General features: G+C 60.8%; 18 protein-coding genes and 1 tRNA gene. 8 read left to right on the forward strand and 11 right to left on the reverse strand.

Annotation, left to right across the window (positions count from 1 at the left end; all coding sequences use genetic code 11):
* The first annotated feature begins 37 nt into the window (after positions 1-37).
* Complete coding sequence (locus CSQ93_RS29380; protein WP_233516084.1) at positions 38-700, forward strand: PEP-CTERM sorting domain-containing protein; 663 nt, start codon at positions 38-40, stop codon at positions 698-700.
* A 16-nt stretch (positions 701-716) separates the two neighbouring features.
* Here CSQ93_RS29380 and CSQ93_RS29385 read toward each other — a convergent pair whose 3' ends face one another.
* Positions 717-1,418, reverse strand: a complete 702-nt coding sequence (locus CSQ93_RS29385; protein WP_324847114.1) for a major capsid protein — start codon at positions 1,416-1,418, stop codon at positions 717-719.
* Between the two features lie 150 nt (positions 1,419-1,568).
* Here CSQ93_RS29385 and CSQ93_RS29390 point away from each other — a divergent pair, with 150 nt between their 5' ends.
* Positions 1,569-1,835, forward strand: coding sequence for a hypothetical protein (locus CSQ93_RS29390; RefSeq protein ID WP_233516086.1), 267 nt, complete (start codon positions 1,569-1,571; stop codon positions 1,833-1,835).
* A 17-nt stretch (positions 1,836-1,852) separates the two neighbouring features.
* A complete protein-coding gene (locus CSQ93_RS29395) occupies positions 1,853-2,011 on the forward strand; it encodes a tyrosine-type recombinase/integrase (RefSeq protein WP_233516087.1) in 159 nt (52 codons plus the stop codon).
* A 103-nt stretch (positions 2,012-2,114) separates the two neighbouring features.
* On the opposite strand, the gene CSQ93_RS06920 is transcribed toward CSQ93_RS29395, so the two are convergent.
* From CSQ93_RS06920 to CSQ93_RS06935, 4 genes are all read right to left on the reverse strand, one after another.
* Positions 2,115-2,189: transfer RNA gene (locus CSQ93_RS06920), tRNA-Val, on the reverse strand.
* Positions 2,190-2,270: 81 nt separating this feature from the next.
* The gene (gene dnaQ / locus CSQ93_RS06925) at positions 2,271-2,987 is read right to left on the reverse strand and encodes a DNA polymerase III subunit epsilon (protein ID WP_099377395.1); all 717 of its coding nucleotides are present in this window, start codon (positions 2,985-2,987) and stop codon (positions 2,271-2,273) included.
* A gap of 87 nt (positions 2,988-3,074) precedes the next feature.
* Positions 3,075-3,524 carry a ribonuclease HI gene (rnhA, locus tag CSQ93_RS06930; RefSeq protein ID WP_099377396.1) on the reverse strand — a complete coding sequence of 150 codons (450 nt, stop codon included), beginning with the start codon at positions 3,522-3,524 and terminating at the stop codon, positions 3,075-3,077.
* Positions 3,517-4,293 (reverse strand): class I SAM-dependent methyltransferase, encoded by a 777-nt coding sequence (locus CSQ93_RS06935; protein WP_099377397.1) that lies wholly within the window; start codon positions 4,291-4,293, stop codon positions 3,517-3,519. Before CSQ93_RS06935 ends, rnhA begins: the two co-directional genes overlap by 8 nt.
* A 19-nt stretch (positions 4,294-4,312) precedes the next feature.
* Here CSQ93_RS06935 and gloB point away from each other — a divergent pair, with 19 nt between their 5' ends.
* Positions 4,313-5,122: a hydroxyacylglutathione hydrolase gene (gene gloB / locus CSQ93_RS06940; protein ID WP_099377398.1), complete on the forward strand. Its 810-nt coding sequence runs from the start codon at positions 4,313-4,315 to the stop codon at positions 5,120-5,122.
* A 79-nt stretch (positions 5,123-5,201) separates the two neighbouring features.
* On the opposite strand, the gene aceB is transcribed toward gloB, so the two are convergent.
* Positions 5,202-6,800 carry a malate synthase A gene (gene aceB / locus CSQ93_RS06945; RefSeq protein WP_099377399.1) on the reverse strand — a complete coding sequence of 533 codons (1,599 nt, stop codon included), beginning with the start codon at positions 6,798-6,800 and terminating at the stop codon, positions 5,202-5,204.
* Positions 6,801-7,016: 216 nt separating this feature from the next.
* On the opposite strand from aceB, the gene CSQ93_RS06950 reads away from it, so the two are divergent.
* The gene (locus tag CSQ93_RS06950; protein WP_099377400.1) at positions 7,017-7,928 is read left to right on the forward strand and encodes a LysR family transcriptional regulator; all 912 of its coding nucleotides are present in this window, start codon (positions 7,017-7,019) and stop codon (positions 7,926-7,928) included.
* Positions 7,929-8,147: 219 nt separating this feature from the next.
* Here CSQ93_RS06950 and CSQ93_RS06955 read toward each other — a convergent pair whose 3' ends face one another.
* The 4 genes from CSQ93_RS06955 to CSQ93_RS06970 form a co-directional block, all read right to left on the reverse strand.
* Positions 8,148-8,351 (reverse strand): cold-shock protein, encoded by a 204-nt coding sequence (locus CSQ93_RS06955; RefSeq protein WP_010398811.1) that lies wholly within the window; start codon positions 8,349-8,351, stop codon positions 8,148-8,150.
* Positions 8,352-8,649: 298 nt separating this feature from the next.
* Positions 8,650-9,012: an Hpt domain-containing protein gene (locus CSQ93_RS06960; protein WP_099377401.1), complete on the reverse strand. Its 363-nt coding sequence runs from the start codon at positions 9,010-9,012 to the stop codon at positions 8,650-8,652.
* 22 nt (positions 9,013-9,034) lie between these two features.
* On the reverse strand, positions 9,035-9,685 hold the full coding sequence (gene upp, locus CSQ93_RS06965; RefSeq protein ID WP_010398816.1) for a uracil phosphoribosyltransferase: 651 nt from the start codon (positions 9,683-9,685) through the stop codon (positions 9,035-9,037).
* A 145-nt stretch (positions 9,686-9,830) separates the two neighbouring features.
* Positions 9,831-11,513: an isovaleryl-CoA dehydrogenase gene (locus tag CSQ93_RS06970; protein ID WP_099377402.1), complete on the reverse strand. Its 1,683-nt coding sequence runs from the start codon at positions 11,511-11,513 to the stop codon at positions 9,831-9,833.
* A 397-nt stretch (positions 11,514-11,910) separates the two neighbouring features.
* Here CSQ93_RS06970 and CSQ93_RS06975 point away from each other — a divergent pair, with 397 nt between their 5' ends.
* Together CSQ93_RS06975 and CSQ93_RS06980 are read left to right on the forward strand one after the other, a co-directional pair.
* Positions 11,911-13,650 (forward strand): putative bifunctional diguanylate cyclase/phosphodiesterase, encoded by a 1,740-nt coding sequence (locus CSQ93_RS06975; protein WP_099377403.1) that lies wholly within the window; start codon positions 11,911-11,913, stop codon positions 13,648-13,650.
* Positions 13,647-15,143 carry an HDOD domain-containing protein gene (locus CSQ93_RS06980; protein ID WP_099377404.1) on the forward strand — a complete coding sequence of 499 codons (1,497 nt, stop codon included), beginning with the start codon at positions 13,647-13,649 and terminating at the stop codon, positions 15,141-15,143. Before CSQ93_RS06975 ends, CSQ93_RS06980 begins: the two co-directional genes overlap by 4 nt.
* 151 nt (positions 15,144-15,294) lie before the next feature.
* Here CSQ93_RS06980 and aroC read toward each other — a convergent pair whose 3' ends face one another.
* Positions 15,295-16,389 carry a chorismate synthase gene (gene aroC / locus CSQ93_RS06985; protein ID WP_099377405.1) on the reverse strand — a complete coding sequence of 365 codons (1,095 nt, stop codon included), beginning with the start codon at positions 16,387-16,389 and terminating at the stop codon, positions 15,295-15,297.
* Positions 16,390-16,823: 434 nt separating this feature from the next.
* On the opposite strand from aroC, the gene CSQ93_RS06990 reads away from it, so the two are divergent.
* On the forward strand, positions 16,824-19,085 hold the full coding sequence (locus CSQ93_RS06990) for a putative bifunctional diguanylate cyclase/phosphodiesterase (RefSeq protein ID WP_099377406.1): 2,262 nt from the start codon (positions 16,824-16,826) through the stop codon (positions 19,083-19,085).
* Positions 19,086-19,120 lie beyond the last annotated feature (35 nt).

The raw sequence follows: 19,120 nt of genomic DNA on the forward strand, positions 1-19,120 counted from the left end.
ATTTTCATATCTTTTTTGCATCAATATAAGGAAAATGATGAGCTTACATACAATTATCAAAATTGCACTTACGAACATTGCTTTGTGCGCCTCCTTCCACGTGCAAGCAACAACCTTTTCCAACGAGTTCAACTCTGGCGAATTAGGTTACTTGGGCGCAATAGGTGTGGTTACTTATGGAGAAACTTTCACTTCTCCGGGCGGAGTGCTGAACGATTTCACCCTCTATGCGTCTTCAGGTTATGGCACTTCAAATTATGGCACCGGCTATATCGGATTCGGGATTGCAGCATGGGACGGAACCAAAGCCGTCGGTCCCGCCTTGTACACGAGTGCTCCAATGCCATACAGTGGCAAAAATGCAGCATTTGAAGCAACTGGACTCAATCTGGCATTGCCACTTAATAAAGAATACGTAGCATACTTAACAGTTGCAGGCATCGAGAATCCAGTTCATTTCATTAGGCCGCAAGGATCCAACAACAATGGCGGTTTAACAGGGAACCACGTTTATTCGAATGCCAAGGATCCCCTTAACGCGAGTCAGCCTTGGGGTGTGGACAAGACGGTTTACATGAGATTTACGGCAAATTTCACAAATAACACCATTCCTGTTCCTGAGCCAGAAACCTACGCCATGTTACTGGCCGGCTTGGGCATAGTCGGTTTCGCTGGCCGACGCAGGCTTAAGTCGGCTTGATGGTGACGGCCAAAACTTAATTCTTGGCCGCTTTAGCTGGCTTTTCGGCGGAGGCAGCAGCAACAGTGGCAGTAGCCGCAGCGCTCTTGGCGGCCTGAAGACTCACGGCTTCGTCGCGCAGGCGCTGGGCTTCGGCTTCGTTCGCTGCAGCCTGCTCCGCGTTGCAGGTCGCGGCAAGCTCATTTTCATGCGCCTGCTTGGCAACGCGCTCTTTCTCGGCTGCTAGCTCTCGTTCACGTTGCTGCAGGTCATCGTGCGCGGCCAGCAGATCAGCACGGGCAGCCGTTAACTCGGCTGCGGTCGGCATGCGCTCTCCCGCGCCCTGATCAGTGTATTCAGCCTTAATCGTGACTTCCTGCATGTCTTCAGCGGCATTGGCGCGGCCAACAGCCATGTTTGCATCGATGATTTTGAGGCCAGCCTGGCGTGCGAGCGCCTTGACGTCCTCGTTGTACTGAAACATCGGTCCTGCCAAATACCAGATGTTTGCCGGCACTTTTTCCATTTGGAACTCAGTTCTTTTTCTTGATGGAAGAAGCCGCGCCCCGTGTAAAGGCGCGGCGGTGGCTAACTTGGTCGCGTCGCCGATGGTGATCACGCCAGCCGTATGCTTGTCGCTGGTGGCCACCTGGTCCCAGTTGGCGCCGGTGCCCAGCGCAGCATCGGATGGCGATTTGCCGCCTGAAGCTTCGTCCCAGGTGTAGCCCTTCAAGCCCAGGCCGAAGGTTTAGTCGACCTGCATCGTCGTTTCGATGCAATCTTTGCCGTTGATCGTGTTGAGGTTGCTGATGATGTCGGAACCATCGGTACCGACACCTGCGCCGAAATGCGCGCGCTATGCAGCTCCTGCGGCGGCACAGGTGAGCAAGTGAGGAAGATCTCCGCCTTCTGCACGCCGATCGCGCAGGCTGCGATATGGGCGGCGCTACTGACCGGTGCGCGCCGCGGAGAACTGTTCCAGATTCAGCGTGAGCATATTGGGAAGGATTCGACCACCTTCCCTGCCAGCAATACTAAAACACTTCGTATGCGCGTGGTGCCGATCATTCCGGCGTTGGCGGCCATGGCTGAAGTATTTTCCATTGAATATGACTTTGTACGGTGTGCGAGTCGTCGTGGCGCCGCGCGCGCGTGAAGGCAGGCATACCTCACGTGAATTTCCACGACCTGCGCCATTCTTGCGCAAGCATCATGCTGGGCCTGGGCGTGAACCTGTACACCATCAGCAAAATTCTCGGTCATGCCAATGTGCAAACAACCCAGCGTTACGCACACTTGCAGTGTGGATGCTCAGCGCCTGGCGCTGGATAAGCTATCGGCGCTGGTGGTGGCGAAGTAAATTACACCCAATAAAAAAGCCGACTACATAAATGTGTCGGCTTTAATATAAGTACTTGATTGTATTGCGAATTCTTGGTGGGAAGTGCAAGTTTCGAACTTGCGACCCCTGCAGTGTGAATGCAGTGCTCTACCCCTGAGCTAACCTCCCGAAGCGAGGCGAATTATCGCATAGGTGTTGCGGCATCTGCAAGGGCTGGCGAGAGGAAATTTACCATACCCGCGCTTTTTCTCAGGCGGCCGCTGGCGGGGCCATGACGGCGGTCCAGATGCACTGGCCTTTGGCGGCCTTGTCGAGGCCGGCGATGGTGGCTTCGTGGGCGGCGAGTTCGTCGGCCGTGGCGCTCTGGAAGATGACTTCGGCCAGCGGCACGATTTCCAGGGCGGCGCCATCGGCGGCCACTTCCACTTCCTCTTCCATGCTCAGGCTGTTTTGCCCGCGCGTCATGGCCAGGTAGACGTCGGCCAGCAATTCCGAGTCAAGCAACGCGCCGTGCAGCTTGCGGTGGGCGTTCGAGACACCATAGCGGTCGCACAGGGCGTCCAGCGAGTTGCGCTTGCCCGGATGCATTTCCTTCGCCTGCACCAGGGTGTCGATCACGCCAACCACTTGCTCATGCACGGGCGGCAGGTTCAGGCGCTTGAATTCCGCGTTCAGGAAGCCAATATCGAACGGGGCGTTGTGGATGATCAGTTCGGCGTCAGCGATGTAGGCACGAAACTCCTCGGCGATTTCCGCGAATTTCGGCTTGTCGCTGAGGAATTCCGTCGTCAATCCGTGGACGGCCAATGCGCCCTCTTCCGAGTCGCGCTCGGGATTGATGTAATGGTGGAAATTATTCCCCGTCAACATGCGGTTGTTCAGTTCGACCGCGCCGATCTCCAGGATGCGGTCGCCCGTGCGCGGGTTCAGGCCGGTGGTTTCAGTATCGAGAACAATTTGACGCATGGCGGATTCATTCGTAAAAGCAAAAAGCGAAGGGCACAGTATAGCAAACCTGTGCCCTGCGATTACAACTAGCGACCTTGGGTGTTCTTACGCGCGCACGGTTTCCACGCCCAGGTTGGCCAGCTGATCGGCCCGCTCGTTGCCCGGATGGCCATTGTGGCCGCGCACCCAGCGCCATTCCACTTCATGGACGGCCTGGGCCGCATCGAGGGCTTGCCACAGGTCGACGTTTTTCACGGGCGCCTTGGCCGCCGTTTTCCAGCCGCGCGCCTTCCAGCCGTGGATCCATTCGCTGATGCCCTTTTGCACGTACTGGCTATCGGTATACAGCACCACCTGGCAGGGACGTTTGAGCGCCGTCAAGGCTTCGATCACGGCCTTCAATTCCATGCGGTTATTCGTCGTATTGAGTTCCCCGCCGTAAATTTCTTTCTTGGCGCCATCGGCCACCATCAGCGCGCCCCAGCCGCCCGTGCCGGGATTGCCCTTGCATGCGCCATCGGCGTAAATCTCTACCTTATCTTCAAACTTAGCCATCTTGCTGTTCCCGCCTTTTATTCGTAACCGGTGCGCCTGCGGGCGCCGTCGCCGGTTTCTTGGTCCACGCCGGACCGATCAAACGCATCCCTTTGACGCGCTTGATCGCCTGCACTATATACACTGCGCCCAGATATGGCCACCAGCGCGCACCGGCCTTGTCCATGAAGGCGTTGCGGCGCAGCCATTTTTCTGTCCTGCAGGCAGGTGCGTAGCAGCCGAAGTAGCTTTGGCTGACGCCCATGTTGAGCAATTTTAACCAGTCTTTCATGCGCGGCATAGAGATCAGCTCGCCTGCCTGCGGCAGGTAATGGCGTCCCGTGACCCGTCCCAGCCCCTGGCGCATGCCCCACAGGCTGGCCGGATTGAAGCCGCAGACGATCACGCGCCCTTCCGGGATCAGCACGCGCTCGACCTCGCGCAAGACCTGGTGCGGCTCGGCGGCAAATTCGAGTACGTGCGGCAAGACCACCAGGTCCAGGCTTTGCGAGTCGAACGGCAACTCGTCGAAGGCCGACACGAGGGTCAAACGGCTCTCTTGTGACGGACGCGACGGCAGGCGCGCATCGAGCAACCATTTGTTCGGCATGCGGTTGGCCGCCAGCGCATCGAGCTGGGGCAAGCCGATCTGCACGGCATTAAAACCGAAGATATCGACCGTCAGACTGTCGAGGCATTGCTGCTCCCAGGCACGCACATACAGACCGGCCGGCGTCTGCAGCCAGCCGTCAAGCGCTATAATGGATTTTTCGGATGCCACACTGTCCATTCAGTTTTCTCTTTTGCTCATGACACAATCCCCTGAACACGCTTTATCGGTACTTGCCGTGCCCGCCTTTGCCGACAATTACCTGTGGCTGATCCATGACGGCCGCCATGCCGCCGTGGTCGACCCCGGCGACGCGACGGCCATCCTCGATGCGCTGCAAGCCCATCAATTGACCTTGTCCGCCATTTTACTCACGCATCACCACGCCGACCACACGGGTGGCGTGCCTGAATTGTTGCAGCATTTCGCCATCCCCGTCTTCGGCCCGCGCAATGAGGCTATCACAGCCATCACGGAACCGCTTGCCGAAGGCGATGTCGCCCATGTGCCCGAGCTCGGCTTGCAGCTGACCGTCATCGACGTGCCCGGCCACACGAAGGGGCATATTGCCTATGTGCGCCAGCGCGACGAACGCAGCGGCGCACCATGGCTGTTTTCCGGCGACACCCTGTTTGCGGGCGGCTGCGGCCGCCTGTTCGAAGGCACGCCGGGCCAGATGGCCGATTCCTTGGGCAAGCTGGCCGCCCTGCCCGACGATACCGAGGTATTTTGCGCGCATGAGTACACCTTGTCCAATCTGCGCTTCGCCAACGCTGTCGAGCCGGGCAATGTGGCCTTGCAGGAACGCATCGCCATCGACACGGAAAAGCGCCAGCAGGGTTTATCGACCGTGCCGTCGACCATTGCCCTGGAAAAAGCCACGAATCCTTTCCTGCGCTATCGCGAACCGGCGATCTTGAGCAGCCTGAAGGTGGAAGGCAAGCTGGCGGCAGACGCCTCGCCCGTGGAAGCGTTTGCAGCCTTGCGAATGTGGAAGAATAATTTTTAAGCAAACTCTTCCACAATAAAAAATCCCGGCAGATGCTTAAGGCATCGCCGGGATTTTTTATGCTGCTATTTGATCAGGATCAGATTTCTTCGTACAGCGGCAAGGTCAGGAATTCGGCGAACGATTCCGACGTCGACATTTCCTCGAAAATCTGGCCGGCACGCACATAGGTCGGGCCGTTGCCGCCTGGCGCATCGCGCTGCACCTTGGCCAGCTCTTCCGGAATCATGGCGCGCACCATCTCGGCCGTTACCTTGCGGCCATCTTCCAGCACGCCCTTGCTGGAACGAATCCACTGCCACACTTGCGAGCGGCTGATCTCGGCCGTGGCCGCATCTTCCATCAGGTTGTGGATGGGCACGCAACCGTTGCCAGCCAGCCAGCTGCCCAGGTAGTGGATGCCCACGTTGATGTTGTAGCGCAAGCCCGCTTCCGTAATCGGCGCTTCCGGCTGGAAGTTCAGCAGATCCGACGCTTTCACGTCGATGTCGGGACGCTGCTTCTCGATCTGGTTCGGCTTGTCGCCCAGCACTTTGGTGAATTCGCCCATAGCCAGTTCCACCAGGCCCGGATGGGCAACCCAGCCGCCGTCGTAGCCGTCGGTGGCATCGCGCGCCTTGTCGTTGCGCACGCCGCCCATGGCGATGTCGTTCTTTTCCGGATCGTTCTTGATCGGGATCAAGGCTGCCATGCCGCCAATGGCTGGTGCACCCCGCTTGTGGCAGGTTTTCAGCAGCAGCAAGGCGTAGGCGCGCATGAAGGGTGCCGTCATCGTGACTTTGGCGCGGTCGGCCAGGCAGAAATCCTTGTCCAGCTTGAATTTCTTGATACACGAAAAGATGTAATCCCAGCGGCCCGCGTTCAGGCCCGAGCTGTGCTCTTTCAGTTCGTACAGGATTTCATCCATCTCGAAGGCCGCCAAAATGGTTTCGATCAGCACGGTCGCCTTGATCGTACCTTGTGGCAAGCCCAATTCGTTTTGCGTCATGACGAAAATATCGTTCCACAGGCGCGCTTCCAGGTGCGATTCCATCTTCGGCAGGTAGAAGTACGGGCCGGCGCCGCGCGCCAGTTGTTCCTTGGCGTTATGGAACATGAACAGGGCGAAGTCGAAGATGCCGCCGGAAATGCGCTTGCCATCGACCAGCACATGCTTTTCATCAAGGTGCCAGCCGCGCGGGCGCACGACGAGTGTCGCGATCTTGTCGTTCAGCTTGTAGGACTTGCCATTTTGCTCCAGCGAAATCGTCTTGCGCACGGCATCGAACATATTGATCTGGCCCGTCAGCTGGTTATCCCAGTTCGGCGTGTTCGAATCCTCGAAGTCCGTCATGTAGCTGTCCGCGCCGGAATTGAAGGCGTTGATGACCATCTTGCGTTCGACGGGACCCGTGATTTCCACGCGGCGGCATTCCAGCGCCTTCGGGATCGGCGCGATCTTCCAGTCGCCGTCGCGGATATGCGCGGTTTCAGGCAGGAAATCAGGACGCTCGCCCGCGTCGAGGCGCTTGGCCCGTTCCACGCGCACGGCCAGCAACTGCTGGCGGCGCGGTTCGAATGCACGCGTCAGCTTGGCCACCAGGGCCAGTGCGGCCGGGGTCAGGATCTGTTCGTAGCCGGGCTGGATTTCCCCCGTGATTTGCATGCCTTCTGGAAGTGCGATCGTGTTCTGCGTCATGAAGTTCTCCGGTTTTTAATAAATATAAGCAAAGGTAATCTGGTGATCCAAGTATAAGCCGAACGACTGCGCTGGCAAGCTGGGCAGAGGCGCAAAAACACTCTGCCTGGCGGCGCGTTTGTTCTATAGTATTGCACTATAAGGCATGGAAACGAGATTAAAAATCACTTCATCTATGCGTTTTTATCACAAGTGACGGCATCGCGGGAGCACGACATGGGACAGTTCAGACAAATATCGACCTTCGTGGAAGTGGTGGCCAAGGGCAGCCTGTCGGCGGCCGCCCGCGCGGAAGGCATCGCCCCGGCCATGATAGGGCGGCGCCTCGATGCACTGGAGCAGCGCCTCGGCGTCAAATTGCTGCAGCGTACGACGCGCAAGCTGGCGCTGACGAATGAAGGCGCCGCCTTCCTGGAAGATTGCCAGCGCATCCTCGGCGAGTTGGAAGAAGCTGAAGCGGCCGTGGCCGTGCGCAGCGTCAAAGCCAGCGGCCATTTGCTCATTTCCGCGCCGGCAGGCTTCGGCCGCCAGCACGTGGCGCCATTAATCCCCTCCTTTGTCGCCGAGCACCGCGACGTGACGGTGTCGCTGAACCTGAACGACCGCCTCGTCGACCTGATCGGCGAAGGCATCGACGTGGCTATCCGCATCGCCAGCCTGTCCGATTCCTCGCTCGTGAGCACCAAACTGGCGGACAACCAGCGCGTGCTCGTCGGTTCACCCACCTATCTGAAACGGGCGGGCACGCCGCGCATCCCGGCCGACCTGGCCAAGCACAATTGCCTGGCGATCAGCAGCGAAGGCAGCCAGCGGGGCTGGACCTTCCGCGAAAACGGCAAGAATGTGATTCTAAAGGTGGCCGGCAATATGGTCTGCAACGATGGCGAAGTGCTGCATGACTGGGCACTGGCCGGCAAGGGACTGGCGTGGCGCTCGATGTGGGAAGTGGGCGCCGAGATCGCCTCGGGCCAGTTGGTGACGGTGCTGGACCAGTTCGCAGCGCCGGGCAATGACATTTATGCCGTGTTCGCCCAGCGCCGTCACTTGCCGCTGCGCATACGGGCGTTTGTGGATTTCTTGCGCCACAGCTATTCTCAAGCGGATTACTGGCGCGAACGGGCTATCTAAGGACGCCCTCACTGCCGCTCGCTACGGTCTGACTCGGCGCCGTGACGGTCCAGAACAGGACTCACCCGCGACCTACGCTGCCTCAAGGCGCGCAGAACAAGGGCCATGCAAGCTAAAAACCACACGCATAAGGCAGGCAAAACCCATGCTTCACGGAAATTCAGGCGAAAAAAAATCCTCGGAGACCGAGGATTTCTTTATTTCGTTTGATCCAGCGTATTAGATTGGCTGAATGTTCGAAGCTTGCTTGCCTTTAGGGCCAGCGGTCACTTCAAAAGAAACGCGTTGGTTCTCTTGCAGGGACTTGAAGCCGTTCGACTGGATAGCCGAGAAGTGAGCGAACAGATCTTCGCCGCCTTCGTCAGGGGTAATAAAGCCGAAACCCTTCGAATCATTGAACCATTTTACGATGCCAGTTGCCATTACAATTTCCTATTTCAGTTAAGTTGGGCTTGCGCCCGTTATATCGTTTGAAGCAAGAAAGAAATGACAGACAAACTGCACTACTACCTCGAATCCAACGATGCCCAATTATACCAACAAAACTGAGAAAAACCATTCTTTCGCAAAATAAACTTGCGAACACTACTTTAATAGCCAAATCCCCGTCTTGCGGCGCCCTGTACCAGCGGCATGGAGACACTATATCCTAATCTGCGACGCGGGTGCTTTGCGTTGTATCAAATGAATCATTGCAACCACATTACTATGACGCGGTCATTTACGCGGTGAAATGGGTGGCGGCAGCATCGCGTCGCGCCCAATCCAGTAGCGCCACCACCTGCGCCCGCACGGCAGGCCAATCCGCCACCGCTTGCGCAGGGGTGTTGAGCATGGCGCGCACCAGCTGTTCGATGCACCGGCATTCCTGGCCCAGCGCGGTAAAACCGAAGGTGGCGGCCGAGCCGGCCACCGCGTGCAGGGCGCGGTGCAGTTCCGTCAACGGCTCCAGACGGGGGCCTTCGCTGTCGCAGCGGCCGCTTGCTTGCGCAATCGTTTGCAACAGGGCCGGCACGCCGGCCGCATATTTTTCGTTCAGGGCGCGCAAACGCGCGCGGAAATCCGGGTCGATCAAGGTTGCCATCGCAATACTCGCCTGACGTGGATTACTTGGTGCCGAAGATACGGTCGCCGGCGTCGCCCAGGCCTGGCACGATGTAGGCGTGGTCATCGAGGTGCGAATCGAGCGAGGCGCAGAACATCTTGACGTTCGGATGCGCATTCTGGAACACGGTCACGCCTTCCGGTGCGGCAACCAGGGCCAGGAAGATGATCTGTTCATCCGTCACGCCCCGTTTTTTCAGCACATCGACGGCATACACGGCCGAATTGCCGGTCGCTACCATCGGGTCGCACAGGATAAAGGTACGCTCGTTCAGGTCAGGCAGGCGCACCAGGTATTCCACGGGCATATGCGTGGCCGGGTCGCGGTACACGCCGATGTGTCCCACGCGTGCCGATGGCACCAGGTTCAGCAAGCCATCGCTCATGCCGATGCCGGCGCGCAGGATGGGCACGATGGCCAGTTTCTTACCAGCAATGACAGGCGCATCAATGGTGACCAGCGGGGTCTTGATTTCGCGCGTGGTCAGCGGCAGGTCGCGCGTGATTTCATAGCCCATCAGCAAAGTGATTTCCTTGAGCAGCTCGCGGAAGGTGCGCGTCGACGTGTCGTGCTCGCGCATGTGGCTCAGTTTGTGCTGGATCAAAGGGTGATCGGTAATGAACAAATTCGGGAAGCGTGGATCTTGTTTCATCTTGTTTTTCTTTCTCTGTAGCTGGCGCGGCGGCAAGCCTGGGCCGCAAGCGCGCTGTGTATCGATAAAATGATGGATTGCAGCATTATCCCAGCCCCCAGCCCGCCTGTGGCCGGAATTTTCGAAATAATCGGATTTATTGAAATCAATACTCGCGCAGCGCGCGCGCCAGGATGGCCTTGCAGTCGGTGCCGGCCGGCAAGCGGCCATACACGCCGCCCGGCGCTTGCACCAGCCGCGACTGCAGGAACGCTTGCGCAACAAACGGTGGCGCATGGCGCAGCAGCAAGCCGGCCTGCACGGCCAGCACGATGCGTTCGGATAATTGCCGGGCGCCAAATTCATCCGTTTGCGGCCCGTCCAGGTCGGCCAGCAGCCGCGCGCGGTAGCCCGCGAAAATGGCATCGTCATCGCCGGCCAGCGCCAGCTCGACAGCCAGGGCGTCGCGCGCGGCCGGCGACTTGCCGAAGGCGCGCAAGACGTCAAGGCACATGACGTTGCCCGAGCCTTCCCAGATCGAGTTGACGGGCAGCTCTCTATATAAACGCGCCAGCGGCGCGTCTTCCACATAGCCGGTGCCGCCCAGCACTTCCATCGCTTCAAAGCCGAAACCGGGACCGCGTTTGCAGATCCAGTACTTGCCGGCCGGCGTGAGCACGCGCGCCAGCATGGCTTGCCCTGCATCCTCCTTTTCATCGAAGCAGCGGGCCAGGCGCAGTGCAAAGGCCGTGGCAGCTTCCGATTCCAGCGCCAGGTCGGCCAGCACGTTCTGCATCAGCGGCTGTTCGGCCAGCGGCTTGCCGAACACGGCCCGCTGGCGCGCGTGGTGCAGCGCCTGCGTCAGGGCGGCGCGCATGATACCGGTGCTGCCCAGCACGCAATCGAGGCGCGTGTGGCTGGCCATTTCCAGGATGGTGGGTATGCCCCGCCCCGCCTGCCCTACCAGCCAGCCGTAGGCATTGGTGAACTCCACTTCCGACGAGGCATTCGAGCGGTTGCCCAGCTTATCCTTCAGGCGCTGCACGCGGATGGCGTTGCGGCTGCCGTCGGGCAGGTAGCGGGGCAGGAAGAAGCACGACAATCCCCCCTCGTCCGCCTGCGCCAGGATCAGATGGGCGTCGCACTGGGGCGCCGAAAAAAACCATTTGTGGCCGACGATGCGCCAGGCGCCGCCGGCCTCGCCGCCGAACAGGGTACGCGCCTCGGCCGGCGGCACCTGCGTCGCGCGCGTGGTATTGCTGCGCACGTCCGAGCCACCCTGCTTTTCCGTCATGCCCATGCCGACCAGGGCGCCCCGCTTCTGCTCCACGGGCAGGGAGCGGGGATCGTAGTCGCGCGAGAGGATTTTCGGCAGCCAGCGCTGCGCGATTTGCGGCAGCTCAATGGCCTGGCGCAAGGCCGGCACCGAGGCATACGTCATCGTCACGGGACACTGTGTGCCGTTTTCCACCTGCCCCACTAATAGATAGGCCGCCGCGCGCGCCACCTGGGCGCCGGGACCGGGCGAGGCCCAGGGCGAAGCATGCGCGCCGGCGCCCACGAGGATGGCCATCAGTTCATGCCAGGCCGGATGGAACAGCACCTCGTCGATGCGGCGGCCGGCCCGGTCGAACTGCTGCAGCTCGGGTGTGTGGATATTCGCCAGGCGCGCCAGCGCATAGGTTTCGGCGCGGCCCAGCTTTTCGCCCAGCGCGTCGAGTTCCTGCAGCGCCGCGCCGCCGCCCTCGCGCAGCAGCGCTTCGATCAGCGCCGGGTCGCAGGCGAACAGATTGACGTTTTCAAAGGGCGTGGCCTGATTGAAAACTTCATGCGTGTCAAAGGCATTCATGGGAGTCTCCCGCGATTTGTTATCATGGCGCCCTTGCCGTCGCTGGCGCACCGTCAACACCGTCTGCCAGCCAGACTAGCGCAAAGCGCATGGCGGGGCAAGCGCGCCAGTGGAAGCAGGCGCAGATAAATGTTTCCATGTGGAATGAAAATGCCCACATGCCCCGCGCGACATGATTTTTTTCATGGAAGGCAGGAATATTTACAAAACCTGAAGCAATGTTGCTCTATTTCATGTAATCGGGTGCTTTTCAATGATACATTTCGTGTGGATCGCGTTCCGATAGCCGCCCTTTCGGCCCCTATGGCACGCATCATGCACGATGCACTCTTTCCGTTGGCGCCCTGCCCTGCAGCGAGCGCCGGCACTGATAACAAAAAAGGTAAAAGCCAGCACGATGTTTTCCAGTACCCCATCCGCCGCCCACCGCGAGGCTCGTCACGAGTTGGACAACCTCATGGAAGAGGCAGGCGACGTCGTGTTCCGGCTCGATACGGACGGCCTGATCCTGTTCGCCAGCAAGCGCGCGGCCACCCTGTTTGGCGCACCTTCGGGCCTGTCCGGCCATTTGCTGCTGCCGCTGGCCGCCGAAGCATCGCGCGCGGCGCTGCAAGCGGCGCTGGAAGACGCCCTGGAAGAACCGGGCCGCCTGGAAGTGCGGCTGCAAACGCCGGATCAGGAAATCTGGTTCGAACTGCGCCTGTCTTCTTATATGAACGCGGCCGGCGTAGCCGAATTGCTGGTGGTCGGGCGCGACACGTCGGCCCAGCACAATACGGAAGAACGGCTGCGCCACATGGCTACGCACGATGCGCTCACGGGCTTGCCGAATCGCTTGCTGCTGTCGGACCGCATCCGCATGGTGATCGCCCAGGCCGCGCGTTCGGGCCAGGGCTTTTCCGTCGCCACCATCGGCCTCGATGGCTTCAAAAAGGTCAACGATGGCCTGGGACACCCGGTCGGCGACGCCGTGCTGCGCCTGGCCGCGGCGCGCCTGCGCAAGACCCTGCGCGACAGCGACACCCTGGCCCGCGTGGGCGGCGATGAATTCGTCGCCGTGCTGCCAGGCAGCGCCACGGATGCGCAGATCAAGCTGGTGACGGGCCGCCTGCTGGCCACCCTGCAGGCGCCGTTCGAAGTCGATGGCCACACGATCTACGTGGGCGCCTCGGTCGGCGTGGCTATCTATCCGCTGCACGCGGAAGATGAAGTGCGCCTGGTGGCGCTGGCCGATGCGGCCATGTCGCGCGCCAAGGAAACGGGCAAGGCCCGCTGCCTGGTCTACAGCCCGCGCCTGAACGGCCCGTCGGAACACGATATTTCGCTGGAAGCGGCCATGTTCCAGGCCGTGCGTGAAGGCGAGTTCTTACTCTTTTACCAGCCCATCGTCGATGCGCACACGCGGCAAATCCAGGGTTTCGAAACCCTGATGCGCTGGAAGCACCCGACCCTGGGCCTGGTGCCGCCCGTGCGCTTCATCCCGATTGCCGAAGCCAATGGCCTGATCAACCTGCTGGGCGCCTGGGCGCTGAAAGCGGCCTGCGTGCAGCTCAAGCAATTCCAGGAAATGGCCAAGCGGCCGCTGTACATCTCCGTCAACATCAGCCCGCGCCAGTTCCGCAACGACAAATTCCTCGACGTGCTCGATGACGCCATCGCGTTTTCGGGGCTGTCCGGCGAACACCTGGTGCTGGAAATTACGGAAGGCACCCTGATGATCGACCCCGTGCATGCGGAAACCATCCTCGTCAAGATGACGGAGCGCCGCGCGCGCATCGCCATCGACGATTTCGGCACCGGCTATTCCTCGCTCGCGTATCTGAAGCGCTTCCCCATTTCCGTGCTGAAGATCGACCGCACCTTCATCAAGGACTTGCCCGAATCGAGCAAGGATGCGGCCATCTGCAACACCATTCTCGACCTGGCCAAGCATTTGAACCTGTCCGTGGTGGCCGAAGGCGTGGAAACCGAAGAGCAGATGCACTTCATGGAGTCGCGCGGCTGCCAGTATGTGCAAGGCTACCTGACGGGCAAACCGATGCCCGCCCACGCCGCGCTATCGGCCTTGAGCGACAAAACCTATGCGGCGCTGGTGCCTGCGCCGTCTGCCAATGAACCGCGCGGAGGGGTGCAATGAATCCAGGTCATTTCACGGCGCCGACACAGCTCGGCAAAAACACCCTGGACCTGCTGTGGGCGCGCACGCGCCAGCAGGGCGACATGCCCGGCTTCGCGAAAGCCATCAGCGCCATCCTGGGCGCCATGCGCGGCGAGGACGACCACGAATTCGACATCACGCAAACGGTGCTGTCCGACCCTGTCCTCACGCACAAGGTGCTGCGGCTGGCCAACAGCGGCATGTATTCGGCCTTCGGCCAGCGCGTCAACACGGTCTCGAAGGCCGTGCTGGTGCTGGGCATCGACGCCATCGGCCACCTGGCGCTGGGCCTGAAACTGATCGAGGAACTGTCGCAGGCGTCGCCCGATTCCGTCAGCGCCCACGTGGAAATGGAAAAGGCCGTGCTGGCCGGGATGGTGGCGCAGCAGGTGGCCACCAGCGCCGGCAGCCTGCAGGCGGAGCAGGCCGTCGTCTGCTCGATGCTGCACACCCTGGGCCGCATGATGGTGACGTTCTACATGACGGACTTCTGGGCGCGCATGCAGGCGCACGCGGGTCCCGGCAACGAGGCAGCCGCCGCGCGCGAAATCCTCGGCCTGTCTCTGCCGGAAGTGGGCTATGCCACGGCCGCCCACTGGGGCTTGCCGCAGCACCTGATCAACGGCATGCGTCCGATGGACCCGTCGCCGGACAATTCTCCCGTCAGCGGCGCCGACTGGATGGCCGGACTGTCAACGATGGCGGCGCGCTGCGCCGACTCGCTGTGGCATGACGATGCTGCCGGCGCGGCGCAAGTGCACGCGCTGATCGACGACTACGCGGGCACCCTGGGTATCACCGCGACGGACCTGGTGGTGGCGGTGGACAAGGCCAAGGCGATGGCGGCGGCCGATCTGTCGATCGCGCCCCTGTCGAAACCGGCCGAACGGCGCGCGCGCCAGCTGGCCTCGACACGCATGCGCGCCGAAGGCAACCGCGTATTGATCGGCGGCCTGGCCGACCTGCGCGGCGCCATCGGCAGCGCCAGTCCGGGCCAGATGGTCTCGATGGCGCTTGAAACGCTGCACCAGGGCTTCGATTTTTCGCGTTCGGTGGCGTTCGTGCGCAACCACAGGGATCATTTGTATTCGGCGCGCATCAGCATGGGCGAAGGCATGGCCGACCTGCAGGACCTGATGGTGTTTGGCGATGCGTATGAACCGAACGTCTTCCACGCGGCCCTCAACAGCGACCGCGTGATCTTCATCGACAACGCGCGCGACCCGAAATTTGCCGCCAAGCTGCCGCAATGGTGGAAAGCGACATTGTCGGAAGCGCGCAGCTTCGTCGTGCTGCCCCTGTCGGCCAACGGCCACCCAACGGGATTTTTATATGGCGACTGGGACGACAGCTTCCCGCCGATTCAATTGAATCAGACGGAATTCAACCTGATAAACGATATCCGGGCGTTGCTGGTGCAGTCGGTGGAGATGCGCCATCAATTGGAATTGGTGGCGAATAAGGTGGCATGAGAACACCTGACCAAACCTACTGCGCGTCGGTATAGGCGGCCTGCGATGCTCACCGTACCTTCGTACGGTTGCGCTTCTTAGCCACCTCTCCCTTCCGCTCGCTACGGTTTTGTCAGGTGTCGCAAGCGTCTTTGTTAAGCGACAAAATTAATCATTTCAACTTCGGCGTACTCACCGACACATCGCCGCATTGCGCGCGGTGCATCAGGGCGTGGTCGATCAGCACCAGCGCCAGCATGGCTTCGGCGATCGGCGTGGCGCGGATGCCCACGCACGGGTCGTGGCGGCCGAACGTTTCCACCATCACGGGATTGCCTTCCTTATCGATCGAACGGCGCGGCGTGCGGATCGACGAGGTCGGCTTGATGGCGATCGAGACGCTGATATCCTGCCCCGTCGAGATGCCACCGAGTACGCCACCGGCGTTATTGCCGATAAAGCCTTCCGGCGTCAGTTCGTCGCCATGCTCGGAACCCTTTTGCGCCACAGAATCGAAACCGGCGCCGATTTCCACGCCTTTCACGGCATTGATGCCCATCATGGCGTAGGCGATGTCGGCGTCAAGCTTGTCGTAGATGGGCTGACCCAGACCGACGGGAACGTTTTGCGCGATCACGTCGATGCGCGCGCCGATGGAATCGCCGTCGCGGCGCAACTGGTCCATCGCCTCTTCCATGCGCGCGATCAGGTCCGCATCGCCGCTGGCGGCAAAGAACGGGTTCGCATGCACGTGCTCCCACGACTGGAACGGCACGGGAATGTCGCCCAGCTGGCTCATGCAGCCCTTGAAGGTGGTGCCGTACTGCTGCAGCAGCCATTTCTTGGCGATCGCCGCTGCGCCGACCACGGGCGCCGTCAGGCGCGCCGAGGAGCGCCCGCCGCCGCGCGGATCGCGCACGCCGTATTTATGCCAGTAGGTGTAGTCGGCATGGCCAGGGCGGAAGCTTTCCGCGATATTGCCGTAATCCTTGCTGCGCTGGTCTTCATTGCGGATCAGCAGCGCGATGGGCGTACCCGTCGTCACGCCCTGGTACACGCCGGACAGAATCTCGACCGTATCGGATTCCTGGCGCTGCGTCACGTGGCGCGACGTGCCCGGCTTGCGGCGGTCCAGCTCGGGCTGGATATCGGCTTCCGACAGGACCAATCCCGGAGGACAGCCATCGATTACGCAGCCGATGGCCGGGCCATGCGATTCGCCGAAAGTGGTAACAGTAAACAGCTTGCCAAAAGAATTGCCGGACATAGTAGGAAGTGTGAGGACTGGAAAACTCAATTCTACCAGCCTGCGGGGCATGCCATGCCGCTAATGCCCCGCCAGGGACCGATATTCCCCCACCCGCCTCGCCATTTTAAAATCCCGCGTATTTTTTCATATAAAAAATACCAAATATGAGTTGCAATCATGCAATACAAGAAATATTGCTCGACGGAATAGACTTAAAAAAACATTTTGCTTATTAAATAGCTATATACTTGGACGATGGACCATCAGAAAATGTGCGAACCTCGGCAGCACCTGAGCGCTACATTTTCGATGCGCCCTGAGTGCATCAGAAATGGTCAGGGCTAGGCGCGGCGCCGAAGACAGTACGCAAGTACGGCGAGGCGCTGCAACAACGCCATGGACATTTCTGATGTGCTCACATCTCGTTCCGAGTCATCCTGGAGAAGCTATACATGCCCGCACCGATCATCCCCCTTGACGCCAACAAGGACGATCACGACGACCTGGTATTCCTCGATGAGCAACCAGCGCCGCCGCTGGCCGTCGCACCGCGCAGCGTCTGGCGGGTGATGATCATCGACGACGATGAAGACGTCCACTCCACCACCACTTTCGCCCTGGGCAACCTGGAAATGCAGCACCGCCCGCTGGAATTCGTGCATGCGTATTCAGCCGGCCAGGCGCGCGAACTGCTCAAGCATGAAGACGACATCGCCGTCATCCTGCTCGACGTGGTGATGGAACAGGATGACGCGGGCCTGCACCTGGTGCGCTACATCCGCGAAACCCTGAAAATGACGGACGTGCGCATCATCCTGCGCACGGGCCAGCCTGGCTACGCCCCGGAAATCGACGCCATCCGCGATTTCGACATCAACGACTACAAGACCAAGTCCGAACTGACGCGCATCAAGCTGTTTACTACGGTGACGGCCGCCATCCGCTCGTACGAGCAGATCCGTTCGATCAGCAGCAGCCGGCGCGGCCTGGACCGTATCGTCCACGCCAGCACGCAGCTGATGGCGCTGCACGGCGTGCAGAACTTCTCGGCCGGCGTGCTGGCGCAGATCGCCGACCTGCTGGGCATCCGCGCCGACGGCGTGCTGTGCGTGCAGGACCTGCAGGACAATGGCGCACGGGAACTGCTCGTTTCGGCCTGCACGGGCAGCTTTTCCAGCTTGCCGCACAGCGCCCTGTGCGGCCTGCAAAACCCGCGCGTGATGGCCGCCATCGAGCACACCCTGGCGCAGCGGCGCAATGTGTACGCGCACGACTATGCCACGCTGTACTTCGCGGGCAAGGCCAGCCGCGACGCGGCCGCCTACCTGGTGCTGCCGCGCCCCCTGTCGGCCATCGATGAAAGCCTGCTGGAAGTCTTCTGCAGCAATGTCGCCGTGGGCCTGGACAACGTCGAGCTGGTGTCGCACCTGCACAACGCCGCCTTCTACGATCAATTGTCGAAGCTGCCCAACCGCACGCGCCTGGTGGAAATCCTCGACGCCACCCTGGCCGGCCCCGCGCGCGACGACGCCACCCTGTCGCTGGTGGACCTCGACCATTTTGCCGAAACCAACGACGCGCTGGGCCACCAGTTCGGCGACATGCTGCTGGTGGCCGTGGCGGGACGCCTGCAAACCCAGCTGGGCCCGCAACTGACGGTGGCGCGCCTCGGCGGCGACATCTTCTGCGTGCTGGGCGACTCGTCGCAAGTCAATCCGACCAAGATCCTGGCCCTGTTCCAGGCGCCGTTCAGCATCGATGGCCAGGACGTGCAATTGTCCGCCACCCTGGGCCTGGTGCGGCTGGGCGAACACGCGGGCACGGGCGCCGATGCGCTGAAGGATGCCGATATCGCCCTGAAACGGGCGAAAAGCCAGCAGCGCGCCGGGCATTTCTACTTCTCGCGCAGCATGGGCATCGAAATCCGCGAACGAGTGCGCATGATGCACGCGCTGCGCACGGCTTTCAGCCAGGGCCAGCTGTTTGTCGTGTATCAGCCGCAGATCGACCTGACCACGCGCCGCCCCGTGGGCGCCGAAGCGCTGCTGCGCTGGCAGACGCCGGACGGCAAATTCATCTCGCCCGACCGCTTCATCCCGATTGCCGAGTATTCGGGCATCATCATCGACCTCGGCGAATGGGTGCTGCGCACGGCATGCCGCGAACTGGTGCTGCTGCGCGAGCAGGGCCACCGCAACTTCGTCATGTCCGTCAACGTGTCGCAGGTGCAGTTCCGCCACCCGCTGTTCCTGGAAATGTTGCGCGCGGCGCTGGAAGAGACGCAGGCGCCGCCCGAATTCATCGAGCTGGAAATCACGGAATCGATGGCTATGGAAGAGCCCGATTTATTGATCAAGATGTTGTGGCAGATCAAGCAAACGGGTGTGAGCATCGCCATCGACGACTTCGGCACAGGTTTTTCCTCGCTGTCCTATTTGCAGCGCCTGCAAGTCGACCGCCTGAAGATCGACCGCGCCTTCGTCACCGAGATCACGGGTTCCGCGCGCGGCAGCAGCATCGCCGAAATGGTCATCCAGCTGGGCCGCAACCTGGGCCTGGCCGTGATCGCGGAAGGCGTGGAAGACGAGCGGCAGGCGCAAATTTTGCAGGCGCTGGGCTGCCCCATGGCGCAAGGGTTCCTGTTCGCCCGCCCGATGACGGCCACGGCGCTGGGTACCTGGCTGAACAACGAAGCGCTGCAGGGCGCGGCATAGACGTCACCTTGCATACGCAATGCAAAACGCCGGCA

The organism is Janthinobacterium sp. BJB426, assembly GCF_002735705.1.
Lineage (GTDB): Bacteria > Pseudomonadota > Gammaproteobacteria > Burkholderiales > Burkholderiaceae_D > Janthinobacterium.

Coding starts and splice junctions, on each gene's coding strand:
- CSQ93_RS06935 (WP_099377397.1), bottom strand. CDS start 4,293: ATGGACAGTGTGGCATCCGAAAAATCCATTATAGCGCTTGACGGCTGG.
- CSQ93_RS06990 (WP_099377406.1), top strand. CDS start 16,824: ATGCCCGCACCGATCATCCCCCTTGACGCCAACAAGGACGATCACGAC.
- CSQ93_RS06960 (WP_099377401.1), bottom strand. CDS start 9,012: ATGGCAACCTTGATCGACCCGGATTTCCGCGCGCGTTTGCGCGCCCTG.
- dnaQ (WP_099377395.1), bottom strand. CDS start 2,987: ATGCGTCAAATTGTTCTCGATACTGAAACCACCGGCCTGAACCCGCGC.
- aroC (WP_099377405.1), bottom strand. CDS start 16,389: ATGTCCGGCAATTCTTTTGGCAAGCTGTTTACTGTTACCACTTTCGGC.
- gloB (WP_099377398.1), top strand. CDS start 4,313: ATGACACAATCCCCTGAACACGCTTTATCGGTACTTGCCGTGCCCGCC.
- CSQ93_RS06975 (WP_099377403.1), top strand. CDS start 11,911: ATGTTTTCCAGTACCCCATCCGCCGCCCACCGCGAGGCTCGTCACGAG.
- upp (WP_010398816.1), bottom strand. CDS start 9,685: ATGAAACAAGATCCACGCTTCCCGAATTTGTTCATTACCGATCACCCT.
- CSQ93_RS06950 (WP_099377400.1), top strand. CDS start 7,017: ATGGGACAGTTCAGACAAATATCGACCTTCGTGGAAGTGGTGGCCAAG.
- CSQ93_RS29380 (WP_233516084.1), top strand. CDS start 38: ATGAGCTTACATACAATTATCAAAATTGCACTTACGAACATTGCTTTG.
- aceB (WP_099377399.1), bottom strand. CDS start 6,800: ATGACGCAGAACACGATCGCACTTCCAGAAGGCATGCAAATCACGGGG.
- rnhA (WP_099377396.1), bottom strand. CDS start 3,524: ATGGCTAAGTTTGAAGATAAGGTAGAGATTTACGCCGATGGCGCATGC.
- CSQ93_RS06980 (WP_099377404.1), top strand. CDS start 13,647: ATGAATCCAGGTCATTTCACGGCGCCGACACAGCTCGGCAAAAACACC.
- CSQ93_RS06955 (WP_010398811.1), bottom strand. CDS start 8,351: ATGGCAACTGGCATCGTAAAATGGTTCAATGATTCGAAGGGTTTCGGC.
- CSQ93_RS06970 (WP_099377402.1), bottom strand. CDS start 11,513: ATGAATGCCTTTGACACGCATGAAGTTTTCAATCAGGCCACGCCCTTT.